Below are 13,214 nucleotides of genomic sequence, written 5' to 3' on the forward strand. Positions count from 1 at the left end.
CGACCCCGCAAAACGGACACCCCCCTCCCTTTCCGTTAAAATCTACGGTTTAGCACTTCGCTCCACGGCCAGCTCGCGCGCTCCGGCGTTTGCGGCGCGGCCCTATGCCCGAAAGGCACTTCATGCTCACGTTTCAGCAAATCATCCTGACACTGCAGTCCTACTGGGACAAGCAGGGTTGCGCGTTGCTCCAGCCGATCGATATGGAAGTCGGCGCGGGCACGTCCCACGTCCATACTTTCCTGCGCGCGATCGGCCCGGAACCGTGGCGAGCCGCCTACGTACAGCCGTCGCGCCGCCCGAAAGACGGCCGCTACGGCGAGAACCCGAACCGTCTGCAGCATTACTACCAGTACCAGGTCGTGCTGAAGCCAGCGCCGGAAAACATTCTCGACCTGTACCTCGGCTCGCTCGAAGCGCTCGGCTTCGATTTGAAGCAGAACGACGTGCGCTTCGTCGAAGACGACTGGGAAAATCCCACGCTCGGCGCCTGGGGTCTCGGCTGGGAAGTGTGGCTGAACGGCATGGAAGTCACCCAGTTCACTTACTTCCAACAAGTCGGCGGCCTGGATTGCAAGCCGGTGCTGGGCGAAATCACCTATGGTCTCGAACGTCTCGCGATGTACCTTCAGAAGGTCGAGAACGTCTACGACCTCGTCTGGACCGAGTGGGAAGAGCAAGGCCCGAACGGCCCGGAACTTCGCCGCCTGACTTACGGCGACGTGTACCACCAAAACGAAGTCGAACAGTCGACCTACAACTTCGAGCATGCGAACGTCGATCTGCTGTTCACGTTCTTCAACAGCTACGAAGCGGAAGCCAAGCGCATGATCGACGCACAGATCGCGCTGCCCGCGTATGAACTGGTGCTGAAGGCCGGCCACACGTTCAATCTGCTGGATGCCCGCGGCGCGATCTCCGTCACGGAACGCGCGGCGTATATCGGCCGGATTCGCGCGCTGTCGCGTCTGGTTGCACAGGCTTACTACGACTCGCGCGAAAAGCTCGGTTTTCCGATGCTCGGCAATCCGGTGCACGGCGTGCCCGGCCTGACCACCGACGCACAGGATGCCGCGATGCCCGCGTGGGCGCCGCCGCTCAAAATCGAACGCAAGATCGATCCGGACTGACGAGAACACCAAGAAATGACTCAACCCCATCAAGCTACCCTGCTCGTCGAGCTGCTGACCGAAGAACTGCCGCCGAAAGCGCTCGCGCGTCTCGGCGACGCGTTCGCCGAAGGCATTGCGCAGCGCCTCGCGGCGCACGACCTGATCGAAGGCGAACTGTCGTTCGAACGTTACGCCACGCCGCGCCGTCTTGCCGTCACGATCAAGAACGTGCGTTCGGTCGCGCCGGAAAAACACGTGCGCGAAAAAGTGCTGCCGGTTTCCGTCGCGCTCGATAAAGACGGTCAGCCCACCGCGCCGCTCGCGAAGAAACTGGCTGCGCTCGGCTTCCCCGATTTTTCGGTGAACGACCTGGAGCGCGCGCAGGACGGCAAGGCCGAAGCTTTCTTCCTGCGCTACGCCGCGCCGGGCGCCACGCTCGCCGAAGGCCTGCAAAGCGCGCTCAACGAAACGCTCGCCAAGTTGCCGATCCCGAAGGTGATGACGTATCAGCGCCCGGACGGCACCAATGTGCAGTTCGTGCGTCCTGTCCACCGTCTGACCACCTTGCACGGCGAACAGGTCGTGCCGGTCACGGCACTGGGCGTCGATGCCGACGACACCACGCTCGGCCACCGCTTCCTGTCGGAAGGCCTCGTGCAGATCCAGCACGCGGATTCTTACGCCGACACGCTGATGCACAAGGGCCACGTGGTCGCGAATTTCGCCGACCGCAAGGAAACCATCCGCACGCATCTGCTCGCGCAAGCTGACGGCGATCAGGTCGTGATGCCCGAGTCGCTGCTGGATGAGGTGAACTCGCTGGTCGAATGGCCGGTGGTCTACGCCTGCCGTTTCGAGGACGAATTCCTGCAAGTGCCGCAGGAATGCCTGATCCTGACGATGCAGACAAACCAGAAATACTTCGCGTTGACGGATGCGAACGGCAAGCTGCGCTCGCGCTTCCTGATCGTGTCGAACATCGAAACGAAAACGCCTGGCGATATCGTCGAAGGCAACGAGCGCGTGGTGCGTCCGCGCCTGGCCGATGCGAAGTTCTTCTTCGAGCAGGACAAGAAGAAGCCGCTCGCCGAGCGAGTGCCGCTGCTCGCGAACGTCGTGTATCACAACAAGCTGGGTTCGGCGCTGCAACGCGTCGAGCGCGTCGAAGCGCTGGCGGGGGCAATTGCCTCGCTGATCGGCGCGGATGTCGCACTCGCGAAGCGCGCTGCGCGTCTGGCCAAAGCCGACCTGATCACCGACATGGTCGGTGAATTTCCCGAGCTGCAAGGCACGATGGGCACGTACTACGCGCGCCACGACGGCGAGCCGGAAGAAGTCGCGCTGGCCTGCTCGGAACACTATCAGCCGCGCTTCTCCGGCGATGCGTTGCCGGCCACGGCAACCGGCACCGTCGTCGCGCTCGCCGACAAGCTCGAAACGCTGGTCGGCATCTGGGGCATCGGCCTGCAACCCACCGGTGAGAAAGACCCGTTCGCGCTGCGCCGTCATGCGCTCGGCGTGTTGCGGATTCTGGTCGAGAAGCAATTGCCGGTCGATCTGATCGAATTGCTGCGCACCGCTTACGCGCAATTCGCCGCCGTGCCGGGCGTCGCCGATTCGACGCAGGCGATCTACGAATTCAGCATGGACCGCCTGCGCGGTCTGCTGCGCGAACGCGGCTACGCGCCGGGTGAAATCGACGCAGTGCTGGCACTGAACCCGACGCGCCTCGACGATATCGTCGCGCGCCTGGATGCAGTGCGCGAATTCGCAGCGCTGCCGGAAGCCGCATCGCTCGCGGCGGCCAACAAGCGGATTTCGAACATCCTGAAGAAATCGGAAGGTTCGGCGACCGGCGGCGTGCAGGTTGCACTGCTGACCGAAGCGGCCGAAAAAGCCTTGTACGCGCAACTCGAACAGGTTGCACCGCGCGTGCAGACGCAACTCGCCGCGCGCGACTACACGGGCGCACTCACCGCGCTCGCCGCGCTGCGCGAACCGGTCGACACCTTCTTCAACGACGTGATGGTCAACGCCGAAGATCCGGCGTTGCGCGCCAACCGTTTGGCTTTGCTCGGCGCGCTGCATCAGCAGATGAATTGCGTCGCCGACATTTCCCGACTCGCTGCCTGAGCCCCGCGCCATGCCGACCAAAAAAGTGGTGATCCTCGACCGCGACGGCGTGATCAACGTCGATTCCGACGCGTTCATCAAGTCGCCGGACGAATGGGTTGCCCTGCCCGGTTCGCTCGAAGCGATCGCGCGCCTCAACCAGGCGGGTTATCGCGTGGCGGTCGCGACCAACCAGTCGGGCATCGGCCGCGGTCTCTTCGACATGAACGCGCTCAATGCGATGCATCTGAAAATGCATCGCATGGCGGCGGCAGTCGGCGGGCGCATCGACGCCGTGTTCTTCTGCCCGCACACGGCGCAAGATCACTGCGAATGCCGCAAACCGAAGCCCGGCATGCTGAAGATGATCGCCGAACGTTTCGAAGTCGATCCGCACCATACGCCGGTGGTCGGCGACGCGATGCGCGACCTGCAAGCGGGCGCCTCGCTCGGCCATCCGACGCATCTGGTGCTGACCGGCAAGGGCCGCAAGACGCTCGCAGCGGGCGGCCTGCCCGAGGGCACGCGCGTGCACGACGACCTGCGCGCGTTCGCACTCGACTTCCTTTCCGACGCTCACGAGTGACGCGCGCCACGCGCGTCCCCAACTCTCACTGACCACGCCGATGCGCTTCATCCGTTCTTTGCTGCTGCTGATCTACTTCGTGCTCTTCACGGTGCCGTACGCAACCGCGTGCTTCATCGCGTTCCCGTTCATGCGCGCCGACAATCGCTACTGGATGGCGGCCGGCTGGTGCCGCGCCACGCTTCACACGGTGCGTTGGCTGAACGGCATCCGCTACAAGATCGAGGGCTATGAGAACCTGCCTAACGGTCCGGCGGTGCTGCTGTCGAAGCATCAATCAGCCTGGGAAACGCTGGCGTTTCCGGCACTGATGCCGCGGCCGCTGTGCTACGTGTTCAAGCGCGAGCTGCTGTACGTGCCGTTTTTCGGCTGGGCATTGGGCATGTTGAAAATGGTCCATATCGACCGCAAGGAAGGCAAGTACGCGTTCGAATCCGTCATCAAGCAAGGCAAGCAACGCATGGCCGAAGGCGCCTGGGTCATCATGTTTCCGGAAGGCACACGTACGCCGACCGGCAAGCAAGGCAAGTACAAAACCGGCGGCGCGCGTTTTGCGATTGCCACCGGCGCGCCGGTCGTGCCGATCGCGCACAACGCCGGACGTCTGTGGCCGCGCAACTCGTTTCTCAAATATGCGGGTATAGTCACAGTGTCGATCGGCAAGCCGATCGACACGACGGGGCTCACGCCCGATGAAGTGAACACGCGCGTCGAACAGTGGATCGAAGCTGAAATGCGCCGCATCGATCCTACTGCGTACCGCGCGGCGGAAAGCAGCTCCGCCGCCGCACCAATCTGACGCGCCCGCGCCCTCGAAGGCGCATTTGCGCGAAGCCGAATCCGATGCAGAAGTCTCCTACGTCGCAGCCCGCTGCGGCGCTCGATAACCGGCAGCTCGATCTCCCGCTCTTCGCCGAGCCGGGGTCGACGTCGTCGTCCCCAACACCCTCGGCACCATCAACGGGCTCGCAGAGCGGGCAGCAGCCGGCCGTGCCACTCGCACCGGACGGCACCAAGCTGCGCAGCCTCACCATCGGTTCGCGCACGCTGCACTATGCGCTCAAGCGCTCGGCACGCCGCTCGATCGGCTTTGCGATCGACAGCACCGGCCTGATGATCACCGCACCACGTTGGGTCACGCTCGCGGATATCGAAACCGCGATCACCGAAAAGCAGCGCTGGATTTTCGCGAAACTGATCGAATGGCAAACGCGTGTCGAACAGCGTGCGTTGCCCAAGGTCGACTGGAAAGACGGTGCGGAAGTGCCGTATCTCGGCCAACCGGTGCGCGTGAAGCTCGGTTCACCGCAAGGCACGCTCGCGTTCAACGCGGATGAATCCGCACTGCAAGTGCCGCTGCCGTTGCAAGCGGACCCACAGCAGATCAAGGATCGTGTGCAGGGCTGGCTGCAAGGTGAAGCAAAGCGCCTGTTCGGCGAGCGCCTTGCAATCTATGCCGAGAAGCTCGGCGTCAACTATCGCGCATATGCGCTCTCTTCTGCGGCCACGCGTTGGGGCAGTTGTTCGAGCGATGGGAAAATCCGCCTGAACTGGCGGCTGATTCACTTCCCGCTGTCGATTATCGATTACGTCGTGGCGCACGAACTCGCGCATCTGCGTGAGATGAATCACAGTCCGCGCTTCTGGCAGACAGTCGAATCGATTTTTCCGGAATTCCGCGAAGCGCGGCAGACGTTGAAGTCGCATCCGCCGGAATTGCTGCCGACGCTTTGAGGCCTTCGGGTCATCTTCGGCCATGCAGACTTAAAGCCGGCGCCTCAACGCGAAGCGCCAGCTTTCTGAAACCCAGCACTCACTCCGTGCAGAAAGTTTCCTGCAGGTGACGCCACGTCACCTTGCCGTGCGCGTCGAGATCCATCACCGCCGTCGAGCGCCGCACGTTCGCATTGCCCGCGTTGTCGCGTTGATACTCCCGATATTTCACCACCGCGCCCGACGGATACTCGGACACGATCTCCATATCGCGAATCGTGATCTGCGAGCCGGGGCGCGCGCCGTTCAGCTTCGCAAAAATCTCGCGCAGGCCCGCGTGGTCCAGTGCGAGACCGGACGGCATCACCAGCGTGAATTGCGGAGCGAAGCGCGCCATGATGCGATCCAGCGCGCCGTGATCCGCGGAGCCGTCGAACAAAGTCTGGATTTCGACGTGGATGTCGTCGAGTTCTTTGAAGTAGGGATTGCCGTTATTCATTGCGTGTCCTCGCCCGGCCGCTTACGTCACTTTTTCTTCTGGATAAACTCGATCTTGTAGCCGTCCGGATCTTCGACGAAAGCGATCACGGTGGTGCCGTGTTTCATCGGACCGGCTTCGCGGACAACCTTACCGCCCTGGGCCTTGATCTTGTCGCAGGCGGCGTACGCGTCAGCGACTTCGACGGCGAGGTGCCCAAAGCCGGAGCCGAGGTCGTACTTCGGCGTGTCCCAGTTGTGCGTGAGTTCGAGAACGGTGCCGTCGCGTTCGTCTTCATAGCCGACGAAAGCCAGCGTGAATTTGCCTTCCGGATAATCGTCGCGGCGCAGCAATTTCATCCCGAGCAGCTCGGTGTAGAACGCAATCGAACGGTCCAGGTCGCCGACCCGGAGCATGGTGTGAAGCAGGCGCATCGTGTACTCCCAAGTGCGTGATGTCGAGAACGACAATGTACCCGGAATCACGCTGCGCTGCAGGGAGCGCCGCAGCCGTTTTCGGTGCTGCGCCGATACGCCGATGCGAGCCGCTTCTATCGCGTAGTGAGTGCGGGCATACGCTGCGCGGGCCGGTCGAAGCAATCGAAGAATCTGCGCAACAGCTCGGCCGTGCCGCGCTCCAGTACTACTGTGCCGTTCTCGATGCACTTGGGCAACTGCGACGCCATGTCGCGCAACATGCCGTACAGGGTGCTGGTTTCCAGCGCGAGTTGAACATCGATCGCCGATGGTGTGCGCTCGTGAATCTGCAACACGCCACGCCGCAATTCGAGCGCATGCGTTTCGTTGCGATCCGTCACGCGGAATGCGAGTGTCATCTGCACATCGGCGCAACGTTCCGGATCGACGTTCACGCTAAAGCGCTGGAACACATTGCGCAGCGGTTGGGCACGCAACACGTCGGTCGAGGCGAGGCTCGAGCTACCCGCGAACGGTAGCTCATCGTAGGCGTGTTCGAGTTCGCGCGCCGCGCTCAGATACCAGTTGCGCCAGTTGGTGTTCACCGTGCGGTAGCCCAGCTCGCGCAACGCGCTCGCCTTGATGTTGCGGGCGTCGGCGTCGTTTGTATCGAGGCGCACCAGCAGCGTGGCCAGTTCCGCGGCCCAGCGCCAGTCGCCGTCACCCAGGGCGATACGTGCAGCGACACGCACCGCCTCCACGCCGCCCATCATCTTCACCATGCGCTGCGAACGTTCGGCGCGCGGCAGCGGATCGAGTGACGCCGGATCGCCATCGAACCAGCCGAGCTGGCCGCTATACACCTGCCGCACCGAATGCTTGACCGTGCCGTAATACTCGCCAAGCCACGCGTGTTCCGCGAGATGCGGCGGCAGCGCGGGAATCGCCTCAGCAAGTTCGTCCGGGCTCAGGCCGAAGTTCATGTGGCGAATGGTCTGGTCGTGGATGAACTGGATGGCGTCGCGATACACGCACAGCACCTCGGCGACATACTGCGCGCCCGATACCGGACGGCCATGCGCCGGCACCATATGCGCCGCGTTGAAGCCGCGCATCATATCGATTGTCTGATACCAGCGCACCGGGTCGCGATAACGCGTGCCGCGCAGCGTGTGCACGTTCGCGAGACACTCACCCTGGATCACTTCCGCTGACAGCAGCACGCCAAGCTCAGGCAGCCACATGACGATTTCGTCGTCGGCTTCGGAAGGCGCGTAGAGGAACTCGAAACGCACGCCGGCTAGCACGATATCGAGCTTGTCGTCGAACACGCGGGTCGGCGCAAAGAAGCTCGCCGGCTCGGCGATCAGCACCGGCCCGATGCCCGCGTTGACCTTACCGGTCGCGCCGGCCGGCAGCAGCGTGCCGAAGCTGTAGGCCGAACGCGTGGCGAGAATCGGTGCGACGAGGTTCGCGTTGTTGATCACCGTGTCCATCAACGAGCGATGCGCGATGATCTCGACGCTACCCGCCTCGAGCGCGGCTTCATCGACGAAAGCGCGCACGCCGCCGGTGTGGTCCGTGTGGTTGTGCGTATAGACGACCGCCTTGACCGGCAGATCGGCATGACGCGGATCGATCGCGCAGAAGTCTTCATAGATGCGCTTCGCAGCCGACACCGCCTCAGTCGCATCGATGACCACGACGCCGTCGTCACCCACCACGAAGATGATGTTCGCGATCGCGTAGCCGACCGCGCAATACACGCGTTCGGCGACACGATAGATACGCTGCGCCATGCGCCGCGAGTGTTCGGTCAGGCGCGGCGGCACGGTTGGTGCGGCGACGGCGTAGGCGAGATTCACGCCGGCGTCGAACGCGACGTCCAGCGGTTCGCCGATATGCGGCGCATCGAAGGCGGGATTGCGGACCCGTTCGGGGCAACATGAACTCATGCGGTGTCTCCTTGAATATTTGTCCGCGCGTTATGGCAATCGCGCGATATCAGCATGTGTTTTCGATTAATGGAACCGGAATTCTGATTCCGATTTTTAGGCAAAAAAATCAGCCGTCCGGCAAACCGAGGCAGCGCCGCACCCGAATTTGCAGCCACGCCCGCAGTTGCCGGCTGGAGAGCGATAACGGCCCCGGATCGTTCAGCACGCTGTTGACCAGCATGCCGATGATCATCTGCAGCGTGGCGCGCACTTCGAATTCGAGCGACTGGGCAGCCTCGCCGCCGGCCTTGATGCCGCGCGACTGCGCCAGCGCGCTGACGAGACGCGGCACGATCATCGCCAACACCTCGTGATTGGTCGATTTCACGGCGTCCCAGTTGGCTTTGCGCTGCGATGCCCGCAACAACGACGCGTGATACAGCCCGCGATTGCGCCGGAACGTGATCACGTAAAACGAAATGACGGCGTCGGCAAGCGTGCCCGCGTCGTTCGAACGCCAGGCCGGATCACGCTCGACGGTCTCGCGTACGTGCGCGAGCCCCTCTTGCATCGCCGCGTCCTGGACGACTTCGAAGAAACTGTCCTTGTTGTCGAAGCGCCGATAGAACGCACCGATCGACGTACCTGCGCGCTCGACAATGTCGTTGATCGACAGATCGTCGAGATTGCCGCTCGCTTCGATCAACTCGCGTCCGGCTTGCAGCATGCGAACGAGTCCCTGCTGACTGCGCGTCTGACGTGGTGCGGCGATGGCGCTAGGCTGCGCTTCGCGGCCGCGCGGTGAAGTCGTCGTCATGCGGTGTTCAGCCTCGGTTCGGCGCTTGGAAAAAATGAAGACTCACGGAAAACCGGAATCGGGATTCCGGATCGTCCGTGAATGGGATCGCTGTGTCAACCGCATCCAGGGTAATCACGGGGCGCGGTCATGCGATCAACCGACCGGCCGTGCAGCGGTCCATTCACGTCGCCAATGACTCGGGATGCAGCAAACCCCGCGCGGCGCGGTTGGCGTCCTCCATCACCTGTTCGGCGAGTCCCAACGCGGAATACGCGGCGGGCGAAGGCGTGCGCTCGGCCAGATACACCAGCGCGAATTCCAGCGCGAGACGCGGCGGATTGACGAGCGGAATGCGCGCCAGCCGCCGCGTTTCCAAATCGCGCCGCACCGCGGACGCCGTGGAAAACAGCACGGCATCGGTCTGCGCCACGACGTCCTTCAGCACCGCTACGTCGTTACATTCGATCTGCAACGGAATCTGCTCGTGTGCACGGTACTTGAGCAGGCGATGCAGGGCGTCCTTCATGAACGCGGGCAAGGTCACCGAGACCAGCGGGAACTCACGCAACGCCGCAAGCTGCACCGTGCCGCGCGCGAACAATGGATGGTCCGGCCGCGCGAACCAGCCGCCCTCGTGACGCGGCAGACGCTGCAACGTGACATCTGGCGTGACGGGCGGCACACGGCGGTCGGTGACGAGAAAGTCGACCTGTTCGGCTCGCAGCTTGGCAAACAGCGCATCGCCTTCGCCAAGTTCGATCGACACCTTGATCTTCGGAAAGCGCCGCGTGAGCTCCACCAGCAGGTCCGGCAGCAACACGACGGCCGCGTAAGGCCCGAGGCCGATGCGCACCTCGCCGAGTTCATGCGCCTTCAGCAATTCGACGTCGCGGAACAGGCAGCGCGTTTCGAACAGCACGCGCCGGGCGCGCTCGACCAGCAGCCGCCCGGCCGCCGTCATCGCGGCGCCGCGCGCGGCGCGGTCGAACAATTTCATGCCGACTTCCTCTTCGAGCGCCTGAATGCTGCGGCTCAATGCGGGCTGGCTCAAATGAACCCGCTCTGCCGCGCGCGCAAAGCTGCCTTCCTCGGCGAGCGCGATCAGATGGGTAAGGCGGCGGGAATTGACCTCATGCATAGTTTGCAAGCTCCCGATAACGAGAATGCACTTGAACAATTCAGTTATACCACCTCAAATGGGCGAAAACCCAGCGCCCCGCGCCAGAAATGGAGACACCTTTTGCCCACTTTCCTCAGCAGCACGAAGCGCTGCACGGCGCTTGCCGGCGACACAGCGTCGGCTTATCCCACCCAGGCTCGCGAAGCCGCGCAAGGCCGCCGCTGGGTGATCGTCGCCTCGCTGTTCCTGTTCATGCTGATCAACTTCGCCGACAAGGCCGTGCTCGGTCTTGTCGCGATCCCGCTAATGCATGACATGCAGTTGACGCACAGTCAGTTCGGCCTCGTCGGCAGCGCGTTTTTCCTGCTGTTCTCGATCTCGGGTATCGCCGTCGGTCTGATCGCCGACCGCGTCAATATGAAATGGCTGCTCGCCGCGCTTGCGTTGATCTGGGCGGTCGCGCAGTTGCCGCTCGCATGGCCGACGAGCTTTGCCGTGCTGCTGCTGTGTCGCGTTCTGCTGGGGGCTGGCGAAGGACCGGCCTCGCCGCTCGCACTGCATGTGGTCTACACCTGGTTCGACGACCACGAACGCAATCTGCCCACGGCCATCGTGCAACAAGGGGCGACTGCGGGCGTCATCATCGCCGGGCCGTTGCTTACCTATATCTCGCAGCGGTGGCACTGGCACGCGACATTTCTCACGCTCGGCGCCGTCGGTATCGTTTGGACCGTTTTGTGGCTGTGCCTGGGCAAGACGGGTAATCGTCAGCACAACCCTTCACCCGCGTTTGTCGCCGCAGCGGCCGGTCCACGTGCTGCGTCATTGCGCTTTCGGCGCATGCTGAGCGACCGCACGGTTATGGGCGTGATGCTGCAATGCTTTGTTGGCTATGCGGTGATCGCGATTGGCTTCACCTGGGTGCCTGCGTATTTCCGGCTCGGCCTCGGCTTTGGCGCGACCCAGGCGGGTTGGTTGTTCGCGCTGCAAGTCGCGGCGCAGATCCCGCTCGGCATCGCGCTCGCGATGGCTTCGCATCGCATGCTCAAGCGCGGTGTGCCGTCGAAGGTGGCGCGCGGCAAACTGATCAGTGCTGCATGCGTGGTGAGCGGTTTGGCGTACTGCTCGCTGCTGCTCGGTGCGCCGCCGTTCCTCAAGGTGGCGTTGATGGGACTCGCCAGCGCGTTGGCGATCCAGACGTTCACCTTCGGCCCGATGCTAGTCGCCGAAGTCGCGCCGGCGGCACGGCGCGGCGCCCTACTCGCGATCACCAACTCGATCGTCACCACCGCCGGACTGATCGGCCCCGTCGCGATGGGCAAGCTGCTCGGCGCCGCAGGCGACGTGCGTGGCTATGAGATCGGCTTCGCGGTAACCGGCACGTTGTTGCTGATCGTGGGTACAGCAGGTTTCGCGTTGATCGATCCGCAACGGTCGAAGCGGCGTATGGAGGGCGCGGCGGGGTGAGACGCGCGGCAGCATGTTCGCCACCGCGAGTTACACCGTGAACGTGAACGGCGAACATCTCAGCACGGTAGAGGGCAATCTGGGCGCGCACCGAAGTAGGCAAGTACTCAGAACTGATGCCGCATGCCCGCCATCAAACCGATCTGGCTACCCTTCTGCGCAAGCCCGACACCGTTGACGCCCTGCAACTGCGCGCCGATCAGGTCACCCCGGTACAGCGAGTAGTCGCCTTCCAGATAGATATCGGTACGTAGAGACAAGTTGTAGTCGGCGACCAGTTGGTACTGCCATGCCGAACCGTTCTGCGCGGCAGTTTTGCCGTCCTGCAGCGTGCGCCAGACATTCGCGGCGAAGTGCCACTTGTTGCTGACCTGCTGTGTGATACCGCCCATGATCATGCGGCGCCGCGAAAAGTCCGTGTACTTGAGCGCGGCCAACGCGGGTGCGGTGAATGGCCCGTTGGCGAAATTCGAAAAGCCGGCGTCATTCTGATCGACGATATAGCCGACGGAGAACCGGGTCAGGTTCCACGTGTACGACCCGCCGAAGGTCCACGCTTTCGCGGCGGCGCCGTTGACCGAATCTTTCGACTCCTGATACGCGCCGCCGAAGGTGAATGGCCCACCCGGCGCGTAAGCCAGCGCCATGCCGATCTGGCTGCCGTACGAATTGCCCGCGTTGCCGCCAAATGCGTAGCCGGCGGCAACATGGAAACCGTTATATTTCGCCTGATACTGCACCTGGTTGCTGGTCCAGATGCCGCCTGTCATCGTCACTTCCGGCTGGAAGCTGAAATCGTATGGAATCCAGATATTGCTGCCGTAGCCGCCGATGGTAATGCCCTCGATCATCACGTTGTACTGACGGCCGAAGATCACCTGCCCAAGGGAATCCGAGCGCACGCCCACTTGCGCTTCATTGAAGAACGGCAAGGTGGGATCGCTTTGGCCGGTATTCATGTAGAAGCGGTTTTCGAGCTTGAAGAACGTCGACCAGCCGCCGCCCAGATCCTCGACGCCCCTTATCCCCCAGCGGCTTTCCGTCATGCCGCCGTTACCGAGTCCGATCGACGAATCGCCGGCCTGGTTTGCGTGGGTCAGATAGTGCACACTTTCGTCGATCACGCCGTAGAGCGTCACACTCGATTGAGCGTGCGCCATTTGACACGCCAGCGCTGCCGGCACCACCGCCATCGCCCACTTGCTTACGCGCTTCATTTCGTCTCCTCATACAGATTCCCGCTTTTCACGGATATTTCGACACCGCCACGCCTGCTGCAAAGTACCGGCACGCTGTTCATCTGAGGCCGCGCAAATCGACAGGTAGGATGCAAAGTCCGCGTTGGAACCTCGCACAACAGCCAATTCAGACTGTTTGAATAAGCTGACGAAATGCGTGTGGGTGAACCTTAGCGCGAAATAGGGGCTGTAAGAAAATAGACTGAAGTAAGTGTTGTTATGTCATCGAAGTGCTT

General features: G+C 62.7%; 12 protein-coding genes. 6 read left to right on the plus strand and 6 right to left on the minus strand.

Translation table 11 applies throughout. The features are described from left to right. The first annotated feature begins 122 nt into the window (after positions 1 to 122). The 5 genes from glyQ to M0D66_RS34765 are packed head-to-tail and all read left to right on the plus strand — an operon-like array spanning position 123 to position 5,544. Positions 123 to 1,130 (plus strand): glycine--tRNA ligase subunit alpha, encoded by a 1,008-nt coding sequence (glyQ, locus tag M0D66_RS34745; protein WP_093646553.1) that lies wholly within the window; start codon positions 123 to 125, stop codon positions 1,128 to 1,130. A gap of 15 nt (positions 1,131 to 1,145) precedes the next feature. Next, complete coding sequence (gene glyS, locus M0D66_RS34750; protein WP_266212646.1) at positions 1,146 to 3,245, plus strand: glycine--tRNA ligase subunit beta; 2,100 nt, start codon at positions 1,146 to 1,148, stop codon at positions 3,243 to 3,245. Between the two features lie 10 nt (positions 3,246 to 3,255). Then, complete coding sequence (gene gmhB / locus M0D66_RS34755) at positions 3,256 to 3,810, plus strand: D-glycero-beta-D-manno-heptose 1,7-bisphosphate 7-phosphatase (RefSeq protein WP_054037726.1); 555 nt, start codon at positions 3,256 to 3,258, stop codon at positions 3,808 to 3,810. A 40-nt stretch (positions 3,811 to 3,850) separates the two neighbouring features. After that, on the plus strand, positions 3,851 to 4,609 hold the full coding sequence (locus tag M0D66_RS34760; protein ID WP_093646546.1) for a 1-acyl-sn-glycerol-3-phosphate acyltransferase: 759 nt from the start codon (positions 3,851 to 3,853) through the stop codon (positions 4,607 to 4,609). 44 nt (positions 4,610 to 4,653) lie between these two features. Then, entirely contained in the window at positions 4,654 to 5,544 is an 891-nt protein-coding gene (locus tag M0D66_RS34765; RefSeq protein ID WP_200652778.1) for a M48 family metallopeptidase, read from the plus strand. A gap of 79 nt (positions 5,545 to 5,623) precedes the next feature. Here the strand turns inward: M0D66_RS34765 and M0D66_RS34770 are convergent, their stop codons facing one another. The 5 genes from M0D66_RS34770 to M0D66_RS34790 form a co-directional block, all read right to left on the minus strand. After that, on the minus strand, positions 5,624 to 6,022 hold the full coding sequence (locus tag M0D66_RS34770) for a hypothetical protein (RefSeq protein WP_093646541.1): 399 nt from the start codon (positions 6,020 to 6,022) through the stop codon (positions 5,624 to 5,626). A 26-nt stretch (positions 6,023 to 6,048) separates the two neighbouring features. Continuing rightward, complete coding sequence (gene gloA / locus M0D66_RS34775) at positions 6,049 to 6,435, minus strand: lactoylglutathione lyase (protein ID WP_093646538.1); 387 nt, start codon at positions 6,433 to 6,435, stop codon at positions 6,049 to 6,051. 116 nt (positions 6,436 to 6,551) lie between these two features. After that, positions 6,552 to 8,372, minus strand: coding sequence for an alkyl sulfatase dimerization domain-containing protein (locus M0D66_RS34780; RefSeq protein ID WP_266212647.1), 1,821 nt, complete (start codon positions 8,370 to 8,372; stop codon positions 6,552 to 6,554). Between the two features lie 109 nt (positions 8,373 to 8,481). Continuing rightward, positions 8,482 to 9,171: a TetR/AcrR family transcriptional regulator gene (locus M0D66_RS34785; RefSeq protein WP_266212648.1), complete on the minus strand. Its 690-nt coding sequence runs from the start codon at positions 9,169 to 9,171 to the stop codon at positions 8,482 to 8,484. Positions 9,172 to 9,334: 163 nt separating this feature from the next. Further along, on the minus strand, positions 9,335 to 10,291 hold the full coding sequence (locus M0D66_RS34790; protein ID WP_266212649.1) for a LysR family transcriptional regulator: 957 nt from the start codon (positions 10,289 to 10,291) through the stop codon (positions 9,335 to 9,337). A gap of 102 nt (positions 10,292 to 10,393) precedes the next feature. Here M0D66_RS34790 and M0D66_RS34795 point away from each other — a divergent pair, with 102 nt between their 5' ends. Further along, complete coding sequence (locus M0D66_RS34795; protein WP_266212650.1) at positions 10,394 to 11,740, plus strand: MFS transporter; 1,347 nt, start codon at positions 10,394 to 10,396, stop codon at positions 11,738 to 11,740. A gap of 107 nt (positions 11,741 to 11,847) precedes the next feature. Here the strand turns inward: M0D66_RS34795 and M0D66_RS34800 are convergent, their stop codons facing one another. Continuing rightward, on the minus strand, positions 11,848 to 12,957 hold the full coding sequence (locus M0D66_RS34800) for a porin (RefSeq protein ID WP_093646529.1): 1,110 nt from the start codon (positions 12,955 to 12,957) through the stop codon (positions 11,848 to 11,850). Positions 12,958 to 13,214 lie beyond the last annotated feature (257 nt).

Origin of the sequence: Paraburkholderia sp. SECH2, from assembly GCF_030464795.1 — a bacterium.
Classification (GTDB): domain Bacteria; phylum Pseudomonadota; class Gammaproteobacteria; order Burkholderiales; family Burkholderiaceae; genus Paraburkholderia; species Paraburkholderia aspalathi.

Excerpts from the sequence above, each read along its gene's own strand:
- glyQ (WP_093646553.1), top strand. The coding sequence starts at position 123 with ATGCTCACGTTTCAGCAAATCATCCTGACACTGCAGTCCTACTGGGAC.
- glyS (WP_266212646.1), top strand. The coding sequence starts at position 1,146 with ATGACTCAACCCCATCAAGCTACCCTGCTCGTCGAGCTGCTGACCGAA.
- gmhB (WP_054037726.1), top strand. The coding sequence starts at position 3,256 with ATGCCGACCAAAAAAGTGGTGATCCTCGACCGCGACGGCGTGATCAAC.
- M0D66_RS34760 (WP_093646546.1), top strand. The coding sequence starts at position 3,851 with ATGCGCTTCATCCGTTCTTTGCTGCTGCTGATCTACTTCGTGCTCTTC.
- M0D66_RS34765 (WP_200652778.1), top strand. The coding sequence starts at position 4,654 with ATGCAGAAGTCTCCTACGTCGCAGCCCGCTGCGGCGCTCGATAACCGG.
- M0D66_RS34770 (WP_093646541.1), bottom strand. The coding sequence starts at position 6,022 with ATGAATAACGGCAATCCCTACTTCAAAGAACTCGACGACATCCACGTC.
- gloA (WP_093646538.1), bottom strand. The coding sequence starts at position 6,435 with ATGCGCCTGCTTCACACCATGCTCCGGGTCGGCGACCTGGACCGTTCG.
- M0D66_RS34780 (WP_266212647.1), bottom strand. The coding sequence starts at position 8,372 with ATGAGTTCATGTTGCCCCGAACGGGTCCGCAATCCCGCCTTCGATGCG.
- M0D66_RS34785 (WP_266212648.1), bottom strand. The coding sequence starts at position 9,171 with ATGACGACGACTTCACCGCGCGGCCGCGAAGCGCAGCCTAGCGCCATC.
- M0D66_RS34790 (WP_266212649.1), bottom strand. The coding sequence starts at position 10,291 with ATGCATGAGGTCAATTCCCGCCGCCTTACCCATCTGATCGCGCTCGCC.
- M0D66_RS34800 (WP_093646529.1), bottom strand. The coding sequence starts at position 12,957 with ATGAAGCGCGTAAGCAAGTGGGCGATGGCGGTGGTGCCGGCAGCGCTG.